At 66.9% G+C, this 18,531-nt stretch carries 17 protein-coding genes and 1 riboswitch; of the genes, 9 read left to right on the top strand and 8 right to left on the bottom strand.

Features of this window, described 5'->3' with window-relative positions:
• The first annotated feature begins 207 nt into the window (after positions 1-207).
• Genes aztA through FHR73_RS05385 form a run of 3 tightly spaced genes read left to right on the top strand, consistent with a single transcriptional unit; the run spans position 208 to position 2,740 of the window.
• Positions 208-942: a zinc ABC transporter ATP-binding protein AztA gene (gene aztA / locus FHR73_RS05395; RefSeq protein WP_183629902.1), complete on the top strand. Its 735-nt coding sequence runs from the start codon at positions 208-210 to the stop codon at positions 940-942.
• On the top strand, positions 939-1,808 hold the full coding sequence (locus tag FHR73_RS05390; protein ID WP_183629901.1) for a metal ABC transporter permease: 870 nt from the start codon (positions 939-941) through the stop codon (positions 1,806-1,808). The genes aztA and FHR73_RS05390 overlap by 4 nt, the downstream gene beginning before the upstream one ends.
• A gap of 11 nt (positions 1,809-1,819) precedes the next feature.
• Positions 1,820-2,740 carry a metal ABC transporter substrate-binding protein gene (locus tag FHR73_RS05385; protein ID WP_183629900.1) on the top strand — a complete coding sequence of 307 codons (921 nt, stop codon included), beginning with the start codon at positions 1,820-1,822 and terminating at the stop codon, positions 2,738-2,740.
• 436 nt (positions 2,741-3,176) lie between these two features.
• Here FHR73_RS05385 and FHR73_RS05380 read toward each other — a convergent pair whose 3' ends face one another.
• The 4 genes from FHR73_RS05380 to cobW are packed head-to-tail and all read right to left on the bottom strand — an operon-like array spanning position 3,177 to position 9,694.
• Positions 3,177-3,821 (bottom strand): VWA domain-containing protein, encoded by a 645-nt coding sequence (locus FHR73_RS05380; RefSeq protein WP_221191464.1) that lies wholly within the window; start codon positions 3,819-3,821, stop codon positions 3,177-3,179.
• A 20-nt stretch (positions 3,822-3,841) separates the two neighbouring features.
• Positions 3,842-4,885, bottom strand: a complete 1,044-nt coding sequence (locus FHR73_RS05375) for an ATP-binding protein (protein WP_183629898.1) — start codon at positions 4,883-4,885, stop codon at positions 3,842-3,844.
• A gap of 1 nt (position 4,886) precedes the next feature.
• Entirely contained in the window at positions 4,887-8,636 is a 3,750-nt protein-coding gene (gene cobN, locus FHR73_RS05370) for a cobaltochelatase subunit CobN (RefSeq protein ID WP_183629897.1), read from the bottom strand.
• A gap of 5 nt (positions 8,637-8,641) precedes the next feature.
• Positions 8,642-9,694: a cobalamin biosynthesis protein CobW gene (gene cobW / locus FHR73_RS05365; protein WP_183629896.1), complete on the bottom strand. Its 1,053-nt coding sequence runs from the start codon at positions 9,692-9,694 to the stop codon at positions 8,642-8,644.
• 102 nt (positions 9,695-9,796) lie between these two features.
• A riboswitch (cobalamin riboswitch) is annotated at positions 9,797-10,123 on the bottom strand.
• Positions 10,124-10,397: 274 nt separating this feature from the next.
• Between cobW and FHR73_RS05360 the strand changes: the two genes are divergently transcribed.
• Positions 10,398-10,772, top strand: a complete 375-nt coding sequence (locus FHR73_RS05360) for a cobalamin biosynthesis protein (protein ID WP_183629895.1) — start codon at positions 10,398-10,400, stop codon at positions 10,770-10,772.
• Here FHR73_RS05360 and FHR73_RS05355 read toward each other — a convergent pair.
• From FHR73_RS05355 to FHR73_RS05345, 3 genes are all read right to left on the bottom strand, one after another.
• Complete coding sequence (locus FHR73_RS05355; protein WP_183630200.1) at positions 10,763-11,491, bottom strand: ScpA family protein; 729 nt, start codon at positions 11,489-11,491, stop codon at positions 10,763-10,765. The two genes, FHR73_RS05360 and FHR73_RS05355, sit on opposite strands and share 10 nt — an antisense overlap.
• 110 nt (positions 11,492-11,601) lie before the next feature.
• Positions 11,602-12,231, bottom strand: coding sequence for an L-threonylcarbamoyladenylate synthase (locus tag FHR73_RS05350; RefSeq protein WP_027599504.1), 630 nt, complete (start codon positions 12,229-12,231; stop codon positions 11,602-11,604).
• The gene (locus FHR73_RS05345) at positions 12,228-13,100 is read right to left on the bottom strand and encodes a PHP domain-containing protein (RefSeq protein WP_183629894.1); all 873 of its coding nucleotides are present in this window, start codon (positions 13,098-13,100) and stop codon (positions 12,228-12,230) included. Before FHR73_RS05345 ends, FHR73_RS05350 begins: the two co-directional genes overlap by 4 nt.
• Positions 13,101-13,160: 60 nt before the next feature.
• On the opposite strand from FHR73_RS05345, the gene FHR73_RS05340 reads away from it, so the two are divergent.
• From FHR73_RS05340 to FHR73_RS05325, 4 genes are all read left to right on the top strand, one after another.
• Complete coding sequence (locus FHR73_RS05340; RefSeq protein ID WP_183629893.1) at positions 13,161-13,745, top strand: septation protein A; 585 nt, start codon at positions 13,161-13,163, stop codon at positions 13,743-13,745.
• A 4-nt stretch (positions 13,746-13,749) separates the two neighbouring features.
• Complete coding sequence (locus FHR73_RS05335; protein ID WP_133860652.1) at positions 13,750-14,427, top strand: response regulator transcription factor; 678 nt, start codon at positions 13,750-13,752, stop codon at positions 14,425-14,427.
• Positions 14,428-14,538: 111 nt separating this feature from the next.
• Positions 14,539-14,973: a Spy/CpxP family protein refolding chaperone gene (locus FHR73_RS05330; RefSeq protein ID WP_183629892.1), complete on the top strand. Its 435-nt coding sequence runs from the start codon at positions 14,539-14,541 to the stop codon at positions 14,971-14,973.
• 54 nt (positions 14,974-15,027) lie between these two features.
• Positions 15,028-16,401, top strand: a complete 1,374-nt coding sequence (locus tag FHR73_RS05325; RefSeq protein ID WP_183629891.1) for a HAMP domain-containing sensor histidine kinase — start codon at positions 15,028-15,030, stop codon at positions 16,399-16,401.
• Here FHR73_RS05325 and FHR73_RS05320 read toward each other — a convergent pair.
• Positions 16,376-16,942 (bottom strand): nitroreductase family protein, encoded by a 567-nt coding sequence (locus tag FHR73_RS05320; RefSeq protein ID WP_183629890.1) that lies wholly within the window; start codon positions 16,940-16,942, stop codon positions 16,376-16,378. The two genes, FHR73_RS05325 and FHR73_RS05320, sit on opposite strands and share 26 nt — an antisense overlap.
• Positions 16,943-17,142: 200 nt before the next feature.
• Between FHR73_RS05320 and FHR73_RS05315 the strand changes: the two genes are divergently transcribed.
• The gene (locus FHR73_RS05315) at positions 17,143-18,525 is read left to right on the top strand and encodes an adenylate/guanylate cyclase domain-containing protein (RefSeq protein ID WP_183629889.1); all 1,383 of its coding nucleotides are present in this window, start codon (positions 17,143-17,145) and stop codon (positions 18,523-18,525) included.
• The last annotated feature ends 6 nt before the right edge of the window (positions 18,526-18,531 follow it).

Here is an 18,531-nt window from a genome sequence, read left to right as displayed (position 1 = left end):
GCCCTGCTCGTCCAACGTGACTCATCGCTGACGCCCTGATGACGGCGACGCAAATGTTATGTTATAACTTTTGCACGTTATTCAAGGCTCAGTCATGGCATCCCCTCGCGCGTCCCTCCTGCTCCTTTCCGTGCCCGTTCGGCTGTTGCTCGCCGCCATCCCGCTGGTCGGACTTTGGCTGGCCGTGCTCTGGGCGGTCGCCCTGCCATGAGCGCCGCCATCGAACTTCAGGACCTGACCCTGGCCTACCAGCGGCATCCGGCCATCCACCATCTCAGTGGCTGCTTCCGCACCGGCAGTCTCACCGCCATCGTCGGCCCCAACGGGGCAGGCAAGTCCACACTGCTCAAGGCCATCGCGGGCACCCTGAGACCGGTCAGTGGCCGGGTGGACCGTGCCGTACCCCAGCGCCGGCTGGGCTATCTGCCGCAGGCCGCGGAGATCGACCGCAGCTTTCCCCTAAGCGTGCTGGAGACCGTGATACTGGGCGCCTGGCGCGGCCTGGGCATCTGGCGCGGGGTCACCGCGGCCCAGCGTGAGGAAGCCTCACGGGCGTTGCAGGCGGTAGGCCTCGAAGGCCTCGAAGATCGCCTGGTCGGCGCGCTGTCCTCCGGACAATTCCAGCGAGTACTGTTCGCCCGGCTGCTGCTGCAGGATGCGCCGGTGCTCCTGCTGGACGAGCCCTTCACCGCCATCGATGCCCGCACCACCGCGGACCTCTTGACCATCGTCCGCCGCTGGCATGGCCAGGGCCGCACGGTGATCGCGGTGCTGCACGACCTGGAGCAGGTTCGCCAGCACTTTCCCGAGACCCTGCTGCTGGCCCGGGAAGCCATCGCCTGGGGCGCCACCGATCAGGTGCTGGTCAGCGACCATCTGGCCCGCGCGCGCAATCTCGCCGAACACTGGGACGCCAATGCGGCGGTCTGTGAGCGCGCATGACCCTCTATCAACTCCTCTTCGAACCCTTCGTCGAATTCGGCTTCATGCGCCGCGCGCTGGTGGCCTGCCTGGCCCTGGCGCTGGGCGCCGGTCCGGTCGGTGTGCTGCTGATGCTCCGGCGCATGAGTCTGGTAGGCGATGCCATGAGTCATGCCGTACTGCCAGGCGCCGCCCTGGGCTTTATGGTCGCCGGTCTTTCGCTGCCGGCCATGGGCATCGGCGGGATGCTCGCCGGCCTGCTGGTGGCCGGACTCGCCGGCCTGGTCAGCCGCTTCACCAGCCAGCGTGAAGATGCCAGCTTCGCCAGCTTCTACCTGATCTCCCTGGCCGCCGGGGTGCTGATCGTGTCGCTGCACGGCTCCAGCGTGGATCTGCTGCATGTACTGTTCGGCACCATCCTGGCCATCGACGCCACGGCGCTCTACCTGGTCGCCGGCATCGCCACCCTGTCGCTGGTGGTGCTGGCCGTAATCTACCGGCCGCTGGCGCTGGAGTGCTTCGATCCGGGCTTCCTGCGCGCCGTGGGTGGGCGCGGTTCGCTCTATCACCTGCTGTTCCTGCTGCTGGTGGTGCTCAACCTGGTCGCCGGCTTCCAGGCGCTGGGTACCCTGATGGCGGTGGGCCTGATGATGCTGCCGGCCACCGCGGCGCGCTTCTGGGCCAACAGCCTGCCCGGACTGATGGCGGTGGCCAGCCTGATCGCCAGCCTCAGCGGCCTGCTCGGCCTGGTGCTGTCCTACCACCTCGGCTGCGCCTCGGGTCCGGCCATCGTCCTCACCGCGGGTGGCTGCTACCTCTTCTCCCTGCTGTTCGGGCGCCTGGGTCTCTACCGGCGGCTGCGTCCCCGCCCTCACCTCACCCACTGAAAGGAGTCACCATGAAATCCCTGTTCTCCCTGGGCGCCGCCCTGCTGCTTGCCGCTGCCGGCCAGGCCCAGGCCGCACCGGTCAAGGCCGTCGCCACCTTTACCGTGATCGCCGACGTGGTCAAACAGGTCGGTGGCGACCAGGTGCAGGTTTCCTCCCTGGTCGGTCCCAATGGCGATCCCCATGCCTACGAACCGACGCCCACGGATGCCCAGGCGCTGAAGCAGGCCGATGTGGTGTTCATGAGCGGTCTGCACCTGGAAGGCTGGATGGATCGTCTGATCAAGGCCTCCGGCCAGGCGCGTCCGCCGGTGGTGCTCAGCGAAGGGATCAAGACCCGCGAGATGGTGGAAGACGAGGATGAACACGGCCACGCGGACCATGATCACGACCATGGCGGTATCGATCCCCATGTCTGGAACAACCCGCTCAACGTGGTCGTCTACACCCGCAACGTGGTGAAGGCGCTGTCCGCGGTCGATCCGGCGCAGGCCGCCACCTTCGAGGCCAACGGCGATCGCTACATCGCCGAACTGGAAGCCCTGGATCGCTATGCCCGCGAGCAGATCGGTCAGGTACCCCAGGCGAAGCGCAAGGTGCTGACCTCCCATGATGCCTTTGGCTACTTCGCCGACGCCTATGGCGTGACCTTCATCTCGCCGCTGGGTCTGTCGACCGAGGCCGAGGCTTCCGCCCAGGACGTCGCCAAGCTGATCCGCCAGATCAAGCAGGAGCATGTCGCCACCTACTTCTTCGAGAACTCCAACGATCCGCGCCTGGTGCAGCAGATCGCCAAGGCCAGCGGCGCCCAGCCGGGCGGCGAGCTGTACGTCGAGGCCCTGTCGCCGGCAGACGGCCCGGCGGCGACCTATGCCGCCATGTTCCGCTACAACGTGGACACCCTGGTCAAGGCGATGAAGGGCGGGCATTGAGGACGAGGTCTTCTGGTAGGTTGGGTTGAGCGCAGCGAAGCCCAACAGCGTGAGGCTCGGGTTCCTCGATGTTGGGCTTCGACGATAAAGCCGTCTCAACCCAACCTACGCCAGACCGGTAGGTTGGCACTGAGTGAAGCGAAACCCAACAGCGTGACGCTCGAGCTCCTCGATGTTGGGCTTCGACGATGGAGCTGTCTCAACCCAACCTACGCCAGACCGGTAGGTTGGGTTGAGCGGAGCGAAGCCTAACAGCATGAGGCTCTAGCTCCTCAGTGTTGGGCTTCGACGATGAAGCCGTCTCAACCCAACCTACGCAGACCGGTAGGCTGGGTTGAGCGCAGCGAAGCCCAACAGCGTGACGCTCGAGCTCCTCGATGTTGGGCTTCGACGATGGAGCCGTCTTAACCCAACCGACGAGCTGGAGGCTGGTTGGCTAGACCACCGGTACCTCTTCGAGGTGCCGGTATTCCGCGCCCAGGCGCCGGGCGAGTTCCCCGGCTCGGCCCAGGCGCAGCGGTCCCAGTTCGATATCCAGCACCTGGACAGGACAGTCCGGTACTGCCAGCTCTTCCAGGTCGCGCAGGCGCCCGTCTGTGACCAGCAACAGCTGGCATTCCTCGCCAGGGTGCTGCCGGCGACGACTTCTCAGCCAGGCCTGAGCTTCCGCCAGGCCCGCCAGCAAGGGCGTTCCGCCTCCCGCTCCCAGCTGCTCCAGCCAGGCCTGCAATGCCCGACCGCTGCGCTCGCCCTGGAAAGACCATTCGGGTCGCTCCCCTGCCGTCTGCAGGACCGCGACTCTGACCCGTTGGCGATAGGCCTGTTCGAACCAGTCGGCCAGCAGGCCCTTGGCCTGGGCCAGGGCGCCGTGGCGGCGGGTGGACGCGGAGTGATCGACGATCACCAGCCAGAGCTGGGCCGGGCGCTGCCGGCGCGGTTGCCGCAAGAGCTCATCAGCGCGACGTGGACGCCCTCGGAGCAGCGTCGGCACCCAAGCGATGGGGCCTGTCGTGCCGGGCGAACGGCCGCCCTGACGCCCGCCCGGGGCCTTGCCCGTCCCGCTTCGGGCATCGCGATCCAGGGCATGAGGTGATCGGATGCCTAGGGCTTTTTTGCCCCGCCAAGGCGGCGCCTGGGTCCCGTCGCGGTGGGCTCCGGCGCCAGGGCGCCCCAGCTATCGCCCTCACCCTCCGCGGGCTCGGCATCACCTTGCCGTTGTTGATCGCCTGGCTCCTGCTCCGGAGTATCAATAGCCGAATAATCCTTCAGGGGTGGTATTACTGCGGGGGTATCCACCAACTCGCGGCGCCGATGGCGCAGGGCGAATTCGGCCACGGCGGCGATATCGGTGTTTTCGATCGCCGTGGCACCACGCCAGGCGGCATGGGCGCGGGCCGCGCGCAACCAGACCAGATCGGCACGCAGGCCGTCGACCCCGGCCTGGTGACAGCCCGCGGTGATGGCTTCCAGGGCGGTATCGTCCAGCGGGATCTCCGCCAGTCGCGCCCGGCCCGCGGCGCAGCGCTCACGCAGCTCCGCCTGGGCTGGCTCCCACTGGGCGATGAAGGCTAGCGGATCGCTGTCGAAGGCCAGACGCCGGCGCAGGATCTCCGCCCGTTCCCGGGGTGCCGGCCGGCTGTCCAGCGCCAGGGCGAAACCAAAGCGATCCAGCAACTGCGGACGCAACTCGCCCTCCTCCGGATTCATGGTGCCCACCAGCAGAAAGCGCGCGGCGTGCTCGTGGGAGATGCCGTCACGCTCGACGCGGTTGACACCACTGGCCGCTACGTCGAGCAGCAGGTCGACCAGATGGTCCGGCAGCAGATTGACCTCGTCGACATAGAGCACGCCGCCATCGGCCGCCGCCACTACGCCCGGTGCGAAGCGCGCCCGACCCTCACCGAGGGCCGCCTCCAGATCCAGGGTGCCGACAATGCGCTCTTCGCTGGCGCCCAGTGGCAGGGTGACGAAGGGACCGCCCCCGAGCAGATCGGCCAGGCCCCGGGCCAGGGTCGACTTGGCCATGCCCCGGGGACCTTCGATCAGCACGCCACCGATCCGGGGATCGATAGCATTCAGGCACAGCGCCAACTTGAGGCTGTCTGCGCCGACCACGGCGGCCAGGGGAAAGACGGGAGCGGTCATCTCAGGCTTCATCCATATCCATCAGCAACTGTTCGAGGGCTTCACGGTAGTCGCCGGGCTTCTGCCAGAGGCCGCGCTGCTGGGCTTCCAGCAGGCGCTCGGTCATGTCCCGCAGGGCCTCGGGGTTGTGGCGTTCGACGAAGTCACGGGTATCGGCATCGAGCAGATAGGCATCGGCCAGTTGCCGGTACTGGTGATCCTCGACCAACTCGGTGGTGGCGCCGAAACCGAACAGATAATCCACGGTGGCGGCCATTTCGAAGGCGCCCTTGTAGCCATGGCGCTTCATGCCGGCGATCCACTTGGGATTGGCCGCCCGGGAGCGCACGACGCGGCCCAGCTCTTCCTTGAGGGTACGGATCTTCGGCAGGTCGGCCTGGGCGTGATCACCGAAGTAGCTGGCACGCCGCTGACCGCTCAGGGTCTCGGCGGCGGCCAGCATGCCGCCCTGGAACTGGTAATAGTCGTTGGAATCGAGCAGGTCATGCTCGCGGTTGTCCTGGTTCTGCAGTACGGCCTGCAGCCGGCCCAGGCGGCGCGAGAAGTCGTCACGGGCGGCGGTGCCGTCATCCTCGGCGCCATAGGCATAGCCGCCCCAGTTGAGATAGGCCGTGGCCAGTTCGCTGCGCTCCTGCCACTGGCGCTCTTCCACCGCGCCCTGGACACCGGCACCGTAGGCCCCGGGCTGGGCGCCGAAGATGCGCCAGCCAGCCTGACGCCGCGCGAGGTCAGCAGCGGTACCGGCGGCCTCCAGCGCGGCACGTTCGCGGCGTACCTGGGCCGCCAGCGGATTGAGGTCGTCCGGCTCGTCCAGCGCGGCGACCGCCTGGACGGCGGCATCGAACAGCCGTACCAGACCGCCGAAGGCATCGCGGAAAAAGCCGGAGATGCGCAGCGTGACATCCACTCGCGGGCGATCCAGCAGCGACAGCGGCAGGATCTCGAAGTCCTCTACCCGGGCACTGCCGGTCTGCCATACCGGGCGCACGCCCAGCAGCGCCATGGCCTGGGCGATGTCGTCGCCGCCGGTCCTCATGGTCGCCGTGCCCCAGACCGAGAGACCCAGCTGGCGCAGGTGATCGCCCTCCTCCTGCAGATGACGCTCCAGCAGCAGATTGGCCGACTGCCAGCCGAGCCGCCAGGCGGTCATGCTCGGCAGGTTGCGCACATCCACGGAAAAGAAGTTGCGCCCGGTGGGCAGGACATCCAGCCGCCCACGACTGGGCGCGCCGCTGGGTCCGGCGGGCACGAAGCGCCCCTCCAGTGCCCTCAGCAGGCCGCCGATTTCGGCGGGACCGCAGCCATCCAGGGCCGGGGCGACCTGGCCGACCAGGTGCTCCAGCACCGGGCGGGTGGCCGGCAGTTCGTCCAGCGCCAACGGCAGGGGCTCGGCATCGACGGTCGCAGCGACCAGAGCCAGGGCCAGCAACTCCAGGCGCTCCCGAGTATCGCCCAGGGTGCGCCAGGGCTCGCTCGACAACTGTTCCAGGCAGGCCGGACGCGGACCCTGCCAGGACTCGCCGAGGTCGGCGGCCAGGGGATCGAATCCCAGCTGCAGGTCCTTGGCCAGCGTCCGCAATAGGCTGGCATTGCCGCCCTGGGCATCGCCACGGGGGATACGCAGGAGAGCCACCAGGGTATCGCGACGCAGCTGGCCGGTTGGGGATTCACCGAACACGTGCAGGCCGTCGCGGATCTGGGACTCCTTGAGGTCGCAGAGATAGGCGTCCAGCTGCGGCAGCCAGCTGTCCGGATCGTCGGTGATCACCAGCCCCAGCTCGCGATCCAGGGCGGTTTCTCGTACCAGTTGCAGGATCTCGCCGCGCAATTCGCTGGCGCGCCGCAGATCCAGCAGGCTGGCGTCATAGTATTCGTCGGCAAGGCGTTCCAGGTCGCGCAGCGGTCCGTAGCTCTCGGCGCGGGTCAGCGGCGGCATCAGGTGGTCGATGATCACCGCCTGGGTGCGCCGCTTGGCCTGGGCGCCCTCGCCCGGATCGTTGACGATGAAGGGATAGACGTTGGGCAGCGGTCCGAGGATGACGTCCGGCCAACACTCCGCCGACAACCCGACGCCCTTGCCCGGCAACCACTCCAGATTGCCGTGCTTGCCCAGATGCACCACCGCCTGAGCGCCATAGGCCTCGCGTAGCCAGAAATAGAAGGCCAGGTAGCCATGGGGCGGCACCAGCGCAGGATCGTGGTAGACCGCCGCCGGATCGACGTCGTAGCCACGCGCCGGCTGGATACCGACGAAGGTCAGGCCGAAGCGCACCCCGGCCACCATGAGCCGACCGCGACGGTGCATGGGATCGGTCTCGGGCCCGCCCCAGCGCTCGGTCACCGCCTGCTGCAGGCTGACTGGCAACCGGGCGAACAGCGTCTGATAGTCGTCCAGCGCCAGACTCTGCAGGGCCGGACGCAGATCGCGCAGGGCGCTGTCGTTGGTCACCCCACCGAGCAGGCGCTCGATCAGGGCGGTACCGCTCTCCGGCAGATTGGCCACCGGGTAGCCGGCCGTCTGCAGCGCCTGCAGCACCTTGAGCGCCGCCGCCGGGGTATCCAGGCCGACGCCGTTGCCGATGCGGCCGTCGCGGGTCGGATAGTTGGCCAGGATCAGGGCGATGCGCTTGTCCGCTGCGGGACGCCGCGCCAACTCGATCCAGCTGCGCGCCAGCCGCGCGACGAAGGCCATGCGCTCGCCATCGGCCTGGTAGTTGACCACGTCGCTCTGGCTGCGCTCGCAGCGCCAGGCCAGGCCCTTGAAACTGATCGGCCGGGTGATGATGCGCCCGTCCAGCTCCGGCAGGGCGATGTGCATGGCTAGGTCGCGGGCACCCAGGCCCTGGGGGTTTTCGAACCAACGCTCGCGATTGTCCTGGGCGCAGATCGCCTGGAGCACCGGCACCGGGCGGCGGAACGGCGTCAGATTCGGCCGCTCCGGACTGGACTGGGCGAAACCGGTGGTATTGAGGATCAGCGCCGTGGCGGTCTCGTCCAGCAGCCGTTCCACCTCCTCCAGGCAGGCCGGCTCCTTGAGACTGGCCACGGCGATGGGCAGCGGATTCAGGCCCTGGGCTTCCAGTTGCTGGCAGAAGACATCGACGAAGGCGGTGTTGGCCGATTGCAGGTGGGTGCGGTAGAACAGCAGCGCCGCGGTGGGCCAATCCGGTCGCCAGCGCTGGCGCCAACCATCCAGGCCCAGGGCATCCGGATGATGGACGGCCACCCTTGGCAATTCCCGTGGCGCCTCGTAGGTGTAGCGGGCATCCAGGCATTCGGTGGCCAGGCAATGCAGGAAATCCCGGGCATTGCCCAGGCCGCCCTGGCGCAGGTAGCGCCACAGCCGTTCGGCCAGCTCGGGCGCCACCGTACCCAGGGCCATCAGCTCCGGGTCGGGCCGATCACAGCCGGGCACCGCGATCAGGGTCAGCCCCCGCGCGGTCAACTCGGCCAGCCGTTCCATGCCATAGCGCCAGTACCCCTGGCCGCCATGCAGGGAGATGAACACCACCCGCGCCTGGCTGAGCACCTCCTCGACATAGAGATCCACCGAGGCGTGGTTCTGCAACTGCATGGGATTGGCCAGGCGCAGGCTCGGATAGCCGGCGTCCAGGCTACGGGTCGCCTCGGCCAGCAGCGCCAGGTGCGAGTCGCCACTGCAGAGCACGACGATCTCGCCCGGTGTCTGCGCCAGGTGGGCGATGCCGTCGTCCGGGACGAAACCGCCCGGCTGGGTACGCAGCAGATGCATCTGGGTCAGGCCACCGCGGCGCGCAGCTGGGCGGTGATGGCCGCCTGGTCCAGCTCCTGACCGATCAGCACCAGCTGGGTGCTGCGGGTCTCGCCGGTCTTCCAGGTACGGTCGAAATGCTTGTCGAAGCGGGTGCCCACGCCCTGCACCAGCAGCCGCAGCGGCTTGCCGGCGATGGCGGCGAAGCCCTTCACCCGCAGTACGCCATGATGCTTGACCACCTCGGCCAGGGCCGCCAGCAGGGTCGCTTCCGCCACCTCGGGCAACTCGACGCCAAAGGAGTCGAATTCGTCGTGGTCATGGTCTTCATGACCCTCCAGATCGTGGTGGGTCGGACGGCTGTCGATGTGCGCCTCGGACTCGGCCTGCAGGCCCAGCAGCACCGACAGCGGCAGCACGCCACGACTGGCTTCCACCACCTTGACCGCCGGCGGCAGCTCTTCGCTCACCTCGGCACGCACCCGGGCCAGCGCCTCGGTGTCCAGGCCGTCGGCCTTGTTGAGGATCACCAGATCGGCACTGGCGAGCTGGTCTTCGAACAACTCGTGCAGCGGCGATTCATGGTCGAGGTTGGGGTCCTGGCGACGCTGGGCATCCACCTGCTCGGGATGGGCGGCGAAGGTGCCGGCCGCCACCGCCGGGCTGTCGACCACGGTGATCACCGCATCCACGGTGCAGGCGTTGCGGATCTCCGGCCACTGGAAGGCCTGTACCAGCGGCTTGGGCAGGGCCAGGCCACTGGTCTCGATGAGGATGTGGTCGATGTCGCCGCGGCGCGCCACCAATTCCTTCATCACCGGGAAGAATTCTTCCTGCACGGTGCAGCACAGGCAGCCATTGGCCAATTCGAAGACACGGCCCTGGGCCTCTTCCTCACTACAGCCGATGCTGCACTGGCGGAGGATCTCACCGTCGATGCCCAGCTCGCCGAATTCGTTGACGATCACCGCGATGCGCCGGCCCTCGGCGTGGTCGAGCATGTGCCGCAGCAGGGTGGTCTTGCCGGAACCGAGGAAGCCGGTAACGATGGTGACGGGAGTCTTGGCCAGGGTTTTCATGGGCTGCCCTTAGAGAAAAAGCGAAAGAAGACGGGCAGGCATGCCGGACGCCCGCGTGACGGCGAGGCCCTGGTGGCAGCCCGGATCACCCCGCCCGGTTGCGTGTTCGAAGCGTGACGAGGCAGGTCTCCTGGCTCGCGGCGCCTGGCTCCGGCCTTCCCGCGTGAGCAGTGGCCTTAGGGCATGTTCATAATTTCGCGAGCTAGAGTCAAACAAGGCGAAGATGCTTGAGGAAGCGGAGTTTACAAATGGTAAATGAGCATTCCGAAAGCATCTTCAACGCAGTTTGGCCGACGCGCAGCAAATTATGAACAGGCTCTAGTGGAGAGGCTAAAAATGCCGCTTACAGTTGCGGGGGCAGCCGCGGTATCACACCGCGTTCCCTTTCAAGCTCTTGCCGACAAGAGCACCTCGGAACGCGACAGGCTACGAGCGCCCCGCCGGGGTGTCAATCAGCCAGGCTTGACCGGCGGGCGAGGCGCGTGGTCTGCTCGCTGCGTCCGCCAAGGGCGAGCCACCGCCTGCCTTCCTCAGCCCCAAGACCTGCCATGATCGCTACCACGCGCGCCCTCACCATCCTGTACCGGACCATTATTTCGGCCTGGCACCCGGCCCTTGGCCGGCTCGCCCTTCGGCCGCTGAGCGGCTCAGGGCCCGGACTGGGCTGCCGCGATTCCTTGCGCCGCATGGACGTTCAAGGCTAATGGCCCTGGTCCTGGGCCTCGGCTGCCGCCAGGGCTGTTCGCTGGACGAACTCGCCGAACTGGCGCTCGGGGTCTTGCGGGAAGCCCGGCGCGATCGCACCGCGCTGACCGCGCTGGCGACCGTTGCCAGTCGACTCGAGGAAAGCGGGTTGCGCGCCCTCGCCCAGCGTTGGCAGCTGCCTCTGCACGGCTTCACCGCCGAGCGTCTGGCGCAAGAGCGCGGCATAACCGCAGCCAGCGACCTGGTGTTGCAGCACACTGGCAGCCCCAGCGTGGCCGAAGCCGCGGCCCTGGCCGCGGCCGGTGAAGGTGCCCGGTTGCTGGTGAGCAAGCGCAAGAGTGCGGCCGCGACGGCAGCCCTGGCCTACGCCTGAGCGAGTTCTTCCGCGTCGGTGTCCCTGACCCGGGCGCGGACGTGGATGGGGCTGAAGGGCTCGTTCTGCACCAGCTCCACTAGGGATTCCTTGACCAGCTCGAGGATGGCCATGAACGTCACCACCACGCCAAGCCGCCCTTCGTCCAGGGTGAACAGCGCCACGAAGGGCACGAAGGCGCCCTCCTTGAGGCGCTCCAGCACCTGGCTCATGCGCTCACGGGTGGACAGCACCTCGCGGGTCACCTGGTGGCTCTCGAACAGGTCGGCGCGGCGCAGGACCTCGCCCATCGCCAGCAGCAACTCGCCGAGGTCCACCTCGGGCAACAGCTTGCGCGCCCGCGCATCCGGCGCCGGCAAGGTAGGCACCACGAAGTTGCGGCCCTCGCGCGGCAGGTCATCGAGATCCTCGGCGGCCTTCTTGAAGCGCTCGTATTCCTGCAGGCGCCGGATCAGTTCGGCGCGGGGATCCTCTTCCTCGGCTTCCAGGCCTTCGGCCCGCGGCAGCAGCATCCGCGACTTGATCTCCGCCAGCATGGCCGCCATCAGCAGGTATTCGGCGGCCAGTTCCAGCTGCACCGCCTTCATCAGCTCGACGTAGCTCATGTACTGCCGGGTGATCTCGGCGACCGGGATGTCGAGGATGTTGATGTTCTGCTTGCGGATCAGATAGAGCAGCAGGTCGAGCGGTCCTTCGAAGGCTTCGAGAAAGACCTCCAGGGCATCGGGCGGGATATAGAGGTCCTGGGGCAGTTCGGTGAAGGCCTCGCCATAGACCAGCGCCAGGCGCAGCTGCTCGGGTTCGAGCAGCTGGGGGTCCAGGGCTTCGCTCATGCTTCGATCATGAAGGGCGTCGGATCCCCGGCACCGACGCGGATCACTTCCGGTTCGTCGTCGGCCAGGCTGATCACGGTGGACGGCTGCAAGCCACCCGGACCGCCTTCGATCACCAGGTCGACGAAATGCTCGAGACGCTCGCGGATCTCCCAGGCGTCGCCCAGGGCTTCGTCATCCCCCGGCAGGATCAGACTCACGCTCATCAAGGGCTCGCCCAGTGCCTCCAGCAACGCCAGGGTGATGGGATGCTGGGGCACCCGCACGCCGATGGTGCGCCGCTTGGGATGCAGCAGCATGCGCGGCACTTCGCGGGTGGCATTGAGGATGAAGGTGTAGGGCCCGGGGGTATAGGCCTTGAGCAGGCGGAAGGCGCTGGTATCCACCTTGGCATAGATGCCCAGCTCGGAAAGATCGCAGCACACCAGGGTGAAGTTGTGCTTGTCGTCGAGCTGGCGGATGCGGCGGATCCGCTCCACCGCGCTCTTCTCGCCGATACGACAACCCAGCGCATAGGACGAATCGGTGGGATAGGCGATGACACCGCCGGACTGGATGATTTCCACGGCCTGACGAATCAGCCGCGGCTGGGGATTCTGCGGATGAATTTCGATGAACTGGCTCATTGGGGTTCCCGCATCTGAGGGTATAGCGGTTGACTGAAGCGCGCCCAGAGGGGCGGCAGATCTTCGGGCAACGGACGGTACATACCCAGCTCCGACCAATCGGCCGGCGCATGGAAATCGCTGCCCGCACTGACCATCAGACCGAATTCCCGCGCCAGAATTGCCAGGGTCCCGACCTGCTCCGCCGGCTGCACGCCGTTGACCACCTCGATGGCATGGCCGCCGCCGCTGACGAATTCGCCGATCAGCTTGCGTAGCTTGGTGCGGGTGAAGCCATAGGCCAGCGGATGCGCCAGGCTGATCCAGGCCTTGGCGCCCTTGAGCGTCGCCAGGGTCTCGGCCAGGGTCGGCCAATGCTGCTTGACGTCGCCGAGCTTGCCGCCACCGAGCCACTTGCGAAAGGCATCGCCGCGGTCCGCGACATGGCCGGCCTGCACCAGATATTCGGCGAAATGCGGCCGGGCCGGCGCATTGCGACTGTCGCCCAGGGCCAGTTGCACCGCGCGCGCCCCGTCCAGGGTGCCGGGCATGCCCTTGGCCGCCAGCCGCCGGTCGATTTCCCGGGCGCGCTCCCAGCGACCTTCGTGCAGGGCTTCCAAGGCGGCATTCAACTCAGGAGCGTCAGGGGCGAAATTGTAGCCCAGCACATGCAGCGTGGCGCCGCCCCAGGTACAGGACATCTCGATCCCAGGGAGCAGGCGCAGACCCAGGCCGTCCGCGGCTTCCAGGGCTTCGGCATAGCCGTCCAGGGTGTCGTGATCGGTGATGGCCAGCAGCTGCACCCCGCGCTCGTGGGCGCGCCTGACCACCTCGGCGGGCGCGAAGGCGCCGTCCGACGCGGTGGTATGACAGTGCAGGTCGATACGCATGGCTTTCTCCTCCGGCTTCATCAGGTATTATGCCGCGATGCACTGCTATCGGCTGCGTTAATGAAACAATTCATCGATTTCATCCCCCTGCTCCTGTTCTTCCTGGTCTACAAGCTCGATCCGCGTCCGCTGGAATTCGCCGGGCATGCCTTCACCCTGGGCGGCATCTTCAGTGCCACCGCGGTCCTGATCATCGCGTCCCTGGTGGTCTATGGCGCGATCTTCGCGACCCAGCGCCGGCTGGAAAAGAGCCAGTGGCTGACGCTGATCGCCTGCCTGGTGTTTGGCGGCATGACCCTGGCATTCCATAGCGAGACCTTCCTGAAGTGGAAGGCGCCGGTGGTGAACTGGCTCTTCGCCGTGGCCTTCCTGGGCAGCCAGTTCATCGGCGACAAGCCGCTGATTCAGCGCATGCTGGGCCACGCGGTGCGCCTGCCGGCACCGATCTGGACACGGCTGAACATCGCCTGGATCATCTTCTTCATCGTCTGCGGCTGCGCGAATCTCTATGTGGCCTTCACCTACGAAAGCTTCTGGGTCGACTTCAAGGTCTTCGGCAGCCTGGCGATGACCCTGGTGTTCATGCTTGGCCAGGGCCTCTATCTGGCGCGCCATCTGCAACCCATGGATGAACCGCGAGACTGATCCGATGAGCCAGATACTGCTGATCGACGACGACCAGGAGCTGTGCGAGCTGCTCGGCGCCTGGCTGAAACAGGAAGGCTTCGAGGTCACCGCCTGCCACGCCGGCAGCGATGCCCGCACCCAGTTGCGCGAGGCGACGCCGGACGTGGTGGTGCTGGACGTGATGCTGCCCGATGGCAGTGGCCTGGAATTGCTCAAGCAGTTGCGCAGCGACCATCCGCAACTGCCCGTGCTGATGCTGTCGGGGCGTGGCGAGCCGCTGGACCGGATCCTCGGCCTGGAGCTGGGCGCCGACGACTATCTGGCCAAACCCTGCGATCCGCGCGAACTCACCGCACGGCTGAGAGCCATCCTCAGGCGCAGCCATCCGGCCCAACCCGCGGCCCGCCTGCAGCTGGGCGATCTGTCGCTGAGTCTGGCGCGGGGCGTCGCCAACATCGGCGAAACCGAGATCACCCTGACCCTCACCGAGAGCCGCATCCTCGAAGCCCTGCTGCGCCAGCCGGGCGAACCCCTGGAAAAGCAGGCACTGGCCCAGGCCGCCCTCGGACGCAAGCTGACGCTCTACGATCGCAGTCTGGACATGCACGTCAGCAATCTGCGACGCAAGCTCGGCAGCCATGCCGACGGTCGCCCGCGCATCCTCGCCCTGCGTGGCCGCGGCTACTACTACAGCGTCTAGCCCACCGCGCAGCCTTTACCCCCTCTTTACCTCCGCTGACCGCCATTGACTCCCCCGCTCCTAGACTGGGCTCATCCGGTATTGCACCGGTCATCCCAAGGAGATTTCCCGATGCGCAAACTCATGCCCGCCGTGCTGTTCGCCGCCCTGCTGCCGACCCTGACCCTGGCCGCGACCCAGGACAGCGCCGACATCACCCCGCCGCCCCACGGCAAAATGATGGACGGTGGCCCGCGTGGCGATGGCCCTCTGCGCGGCCTCAAGCTGACGCCCGAGCAACGCGAGCAGGTCGGCAAGCTGATGAGCGAGGAACGCCAGCAGCAGCGCGAGATCGTCAAGGGCTATCTCGACAAGCTGCCCGAGGATCAGCGCAAGGCCCTGCACGACCAGCTGGATGGCAATCGCGACAAGACCCGTCAGTCCATTCGCGCCCTGCTCAAGCCCGATCAGCAGAAGCGCTTCGACGAAATGGAAAAGAAGCGCGAGGATCGCGCCAAGGAGTGGGCGGAATTCCAGCAGTGGAAGCAGGACCACAAGTCCTCGTAATCCTCGATCGCTGCGCCGACGGTCCTCGGCGCAGCGTCTGACCAAGGCGACCGCATGGTTTTCCGTTCCCTCTTCTGGCGCATCTTCGCCACCTTCTGGCTGGCCATCCTTTCCGCGGTCGGCCTGACCATGCTGCTCGGCCACCTGGCCGACCAGGATTCCTGGATTCTCGCGCAGCATCCCGGCTTGCGCGACCTCCCCGAACAATGGGTGCAACGCTATGAAAACGACGGTCCCGCCGCCGCCCAGGGCTTGCTCGAACAGCGCAAGGGCCGCTACGGCATCGATGTGCTGGTGCTGGGCGAGAACGGCTCGCCCCTGGTGCGCGGCACCCTGCCACCGCGCATCTTCGACCAGGATCTCGACCAGCCGCAGCGTCAGCAGCGCCCCGGCCCCGGCGCCCGCGACCCCAACCGGCCGCTGCCCTGGCGACGCCTGACCGACGAATACACCAGCCCGAGCGGCCAGAATTACCTGTTCATCTACCACCTGCCCACGCCGGAGCTGGGTGCCTGGCGCCGGCAAAGCCTGTTCTGGCCGGTCGGCATGCTGGCCATCGCCACCGTGGTGCTGACCCTGTTCAGCCTGCTGCTGACCCTGAGTCTGACCCGGCCGCTCAATCATCTGCGCCGCGCCGTCCACGACCTCGGCCAGACCGCCTACCAGCAGGACACCCTGGCCCGCCTGGCCCGGCGCAAGGACGAACTGGGCGTGCTGGCCGAGGACTTCAATCGCATGGGCGCCCATCTGCAGCGCCTGATCGACAGCCAGCGGCAACTGCTGCGCGACGTCTCCCACGAACTGCGTTCACCGCTGGCGCGGCTGCGTATCGCCCTGGCGCTGGCCGAACGCTCCGATCCCCGTGACCTGGGCAACATGTGGCCGCGGCTGACCCTGGAATGCGATCGCCTGGAAACCCTGATCGGCGAGATCCTCGCCCTGGCTCGCCAGGAAGCGGATCCGGGCCCACCCGAGCAACTGGAATTGCATCCGCTGCTGGAAGGCCTGGTGGAGGATGCCCAGCTCAGCGCGCCTCAGCAGCGCGTGGAACTGGACGTGCCCGCCGCGCTGCGGCTGGATGGCTGGCCGGACGTGCTGGAACGCGCGCTGGACAATCTGTTGCGCAATGCGCTGCGTTTCAATCCACCCGCGCAGCCCATCGTCATTTCGGCGACGGCGGCGAAGGGCGAGGTCCGCATCCAGGTGCGCGACCACGGCCCCGGGGTCAAGGCAGCCGATCTGCCGCGCCTGGGTGAGCCCTTTTTCCGCTCGGATCAACAGCACGCCACTGGCTACGGCCTCGGCCTGGCCATCGCCCGCCGCGCTGTGGAGCGCCATGGAGGCGAGCTGCAGCTGAGCAATCACCCGGACGGCGGCTTTCTCGCCACCGTCACCCTGCCGCTCAGACCGGTCCTGGCCAATGGCTGACCTGCGCACTCAGATCACGCGGCGCCGGCACGCGCGGTGCCACCTCCGGCGTACCCAGGTAGATGTAGCCCACCAACTGTTCATTTTCGGCCAGCCCAAGTCCCTGCAGGACCCAGGGGTCGTAGCTGAAGTCACCGGAACGCCAGACCGCCCCCAGGCCCAGGGCGAAGGCGGCGTTGACCAGGCCGTGGGCGACGCAGCCAGCGGTGATGATCTGCTCCTGGACGGGCACCTTGGGGTGTTCCTGGGGGGTGGCGACGACGGCGATCACCAGGGGCGCCCGCAGCGGCATGCGCCGGGCCTTGTCCAGGGCCGCCGCATCGGCGTCGGGCTCGCGACGACGCAGGGCGTCGGCATAGAGTTCGCCGAGCGCGGTGCGGCCCTCGCCGGCCACCAGCAGCAACCGCCAGGGGCGCAGCAGCTTGTGGTCCGGCGCCCGGTCCGCAGCGCGCAGCAGCGTCTCGAGTTGCTCGGGGGTCGGACCCGGCTCGGTCAGGCGACCGACCGAGGCGCGATTGCAAAGGGCTTCGAGGGCATCCATAGCGTCTCTCCTGTAAGAATGCCGCAGTGTAACCCAGGGATGACTGCCGAATTTGGCTGTCACAGCAGCGGAATGGCCGACAATCTTGGCCGCCGCCGGGGCGGTCGGCTAAGATCGCCAATGCAAGAAAACCCGGCCGCTTTCATCGTCGCGAACGGAGTTATCCCGACCTCTCGCCTTTTTCGAAACGGACCCGACAGATGAAGTTTGCGCTTAACCGGTTCCTCGCTGCGTCCGGTGACAGCCTGGGCGTCTACTACGCCCGGGTATTCGCCTATCTGATCGCCGCCGCCAGCGTCACCGCGGGTTACTACGTCCAGGCCGATGCCGTGGGTCTCTGGCTGATCCCCTATGCCCTGCTCTATCCGCACGTGGCCCAGACGCTGAGTCTCAAGCTCCGGCGCGACCGCGGCGCCCAGACCGATATCTTGCTCGCCGCCGTGGACGCCATCCACGTCGGCATGGCGGCGGTGGTGTTGCGCTTCCCGCTGATGCCCACCCTGATGCTGCTGTTCATGCTCGGCTACACCAGCATGCTGCGCGGCGGTCCGCGCCTGCTCGGTCTCTGCCTGCTGTTCGCCACCAGCGCCGCGGCGCTGGGCAGTGCCACCTTCTTCCAGGGCGTCGACCTCACCAGCCCGCTGCTGGTGGCGGTCACCAGCGTGGTGGGCACCATGCTGCACCTCTGGGGCACCGGCTATTTCCTGCACCGCCAGCGCAAGCGCCTCGTCCAGATCAACGACGACCTCAAGCGCGAGCAGGAAAAGTCGGCGATCCTGGCGCACAACCTAGCCAAGTACCTTTCGCCCCAGGTCTGGGAATCCATCTTCACCGGCAAGCAGCACATCGCCCTGGGCACCCAGCGCAAGAAGCTCACGGTGTTCTTCTCCGACATCAAGGGCTTCACCGAGCTGTCCGAGGAACTCGAGGCCGAAGCCCTCACCGACATGCTCAACAACTACCTCAACGAGATGTCGAAGATCGCCGTGAAGTACGGTGGCACCATCGACAAGTTCGTCGGTGACTGCGTGATGGTGTTCTTCGGCGACGCCAACAGCCAGGGCGCCAAGAAGGATGCCGTGGCCGCGGTCTCCATGGCCATCGCCATGCGCAAGCACATGAAGGTCCTGCGCCAGCAGTGGCGCAGCCAGGGCATCAACAAGCCCCTGGAGATCCGCATGGGTCTGAACACCGGTTACTGCACGGTCGGCAACTTCGGTTCCAGCACGCGCATGGACTACACCATCATCGGTCGCGAAGTGAACCTGGCTAGCCGCCTGGAAAACGCCGCCGACGCTGGCGAGATCCTGATCAGCCACGAGACCTACTCGCTGGTCAAGGAAACCATCATGTGCCGCGACAAGAGCTGGATCACCGTCAAGGGCTTCAGCAAGCCGGTGCAGATCTACCAGGTGGTGGACTTCCGCCGCGACCTGGGCGCCTCGCCCAGCTACGTCGAGCACGAACTGCCGGGCTTCTCCATGTATATGGATACCAACAACATCCAGAACTACGACAAGGATAGAGTCATCCAGGCGCTGCAGCTGGCGGCGGAAAAGTTGAAGGACAAGGTGATCCTCTAGTCGCCC

Origin of the sequence: Pseudomonas sp. AS2.8 (assembly GCF_014190935.1) — a bacterium.
GTDB lineage: Bacteria > Pseudomonadota > Gammaproteobacteria > Pseudomonadales > Pseudomonadaceae > Chryseomonas.
The sequence above is the reverse complement of the archived record's forward strand: the minus strand, read 5'-3'. Positions and strand labels throughout refer to the sequence as shown.

Excerpts from the sequence above, each read along its gene's own strand:
- aztA (WP_183629902.1), top strand. The coding sequence starts at position 208 with ATGAGCGCCGCCATCGAACTTCAGGACCTGACCCTGGCCTACCAGCGG.
- FHR73_RS05390 (WP_183629901.1), top strand. The coding sequence starts at position 939 with ATGACCCTCTATCAACTCCTCTTCGAACCCTTCGTCGAATTCGGCTTC.
- FHR73_RS05385 (WP_183629900.1), top strand. The coding sequence starts at position 1,820 with ATGAAATCCCTGTTCTCCCTGGGCGCCGCCCTGCTGCTTGCCGCTGCC.
- FHR73_RS05375 (WP_183629898.1), bottom strand. The coding sequence starts at position 4,885 with ATGACCGCTCCCGTCTTTCCCCTGGCCGCCGTGGTCGGCGCAGACAGC.
- cobN (WP_183629897.1), bottom strand. The coding sequence starts at position 8,636 with ATGCATCTGCTGCGTACCCAGCCGGGCGGTTTCGTCCCGGACGACGGC.
- cobW (WP_183629896.1), bottom strand. The coding sequence starts at position 9,694 with ATGAAAACCCTGGCCAAGACTCCCGTCACCATCGTTACCGGCTTCCTC.
- FHR73_RS05360 (WP_183629895.1), top strand. The coding sequence starts at position 10,398 with ATGGCCCTGGTCCTGGGCCTCGGCTGCCGCCAGGGCTGTTCGCTGGAC.
- FHR73_RS05350 (WP_027599504.1), bottom strand. The coding sequence starts at position 12,231 with ATGAGCCAGTTCATCGAAATTCATCCGCAGAATCCCCAGCCGCGGCTG.
- FHR73_RS05345 (WP_183629894.1), bottom strand. The coding sequence starts at position 13,100 with ATGCGTATCGACCTGCACTGTCATACCACCGCGTCGGACGGCGCCTTC.
- FHR73_RS05340 (WP_183629893.1), top strand. The coding sequence starts at position 13,161 with ATGAAACAATTCATCGATTTCATCCCCCTGCTCCTGTTCTTCCTGGTC.
- FHR73_RS05335 (WP_133860652.1), top strand. The coding sequence starts at position 13,750 with ATGAGCCAGATACTGCTGATCGACGACGACCAGGAGCTGTGCGAGCTG.
- FHR73_RS05330 (WP_183629892.1), top strand. The coding sequence starts at position 14,539 with ATGCGCAAACTCATGCCCGCCGTGCTGTTCGCCGCCCTGCTGCCGACC.
- FHR73_RS05325 (WP_183629891.1), top strand. The coding sequence starts at position 15,028 with ATGGTTTTCCGTTCCCTCTTCTGGCGCATCTTCGCCACCTTCTGGCTG.
- FHR73_RS05320 (WP_183629890.1), bottom strand. The coding sequence starts at position 16,942 with ATGGATGCCCTCGAAGCCCTTTGCAATCGCGCCTCGGTCGGTCGCCTG.
- FHR73_RS05315 (WP_183629889.1), top strand. The coding sequence starts at position 17,143 with ATGAAGTTTGCGCTTAACCGGTTCCTCGCTGCGTCCGGTGACAGCCTG.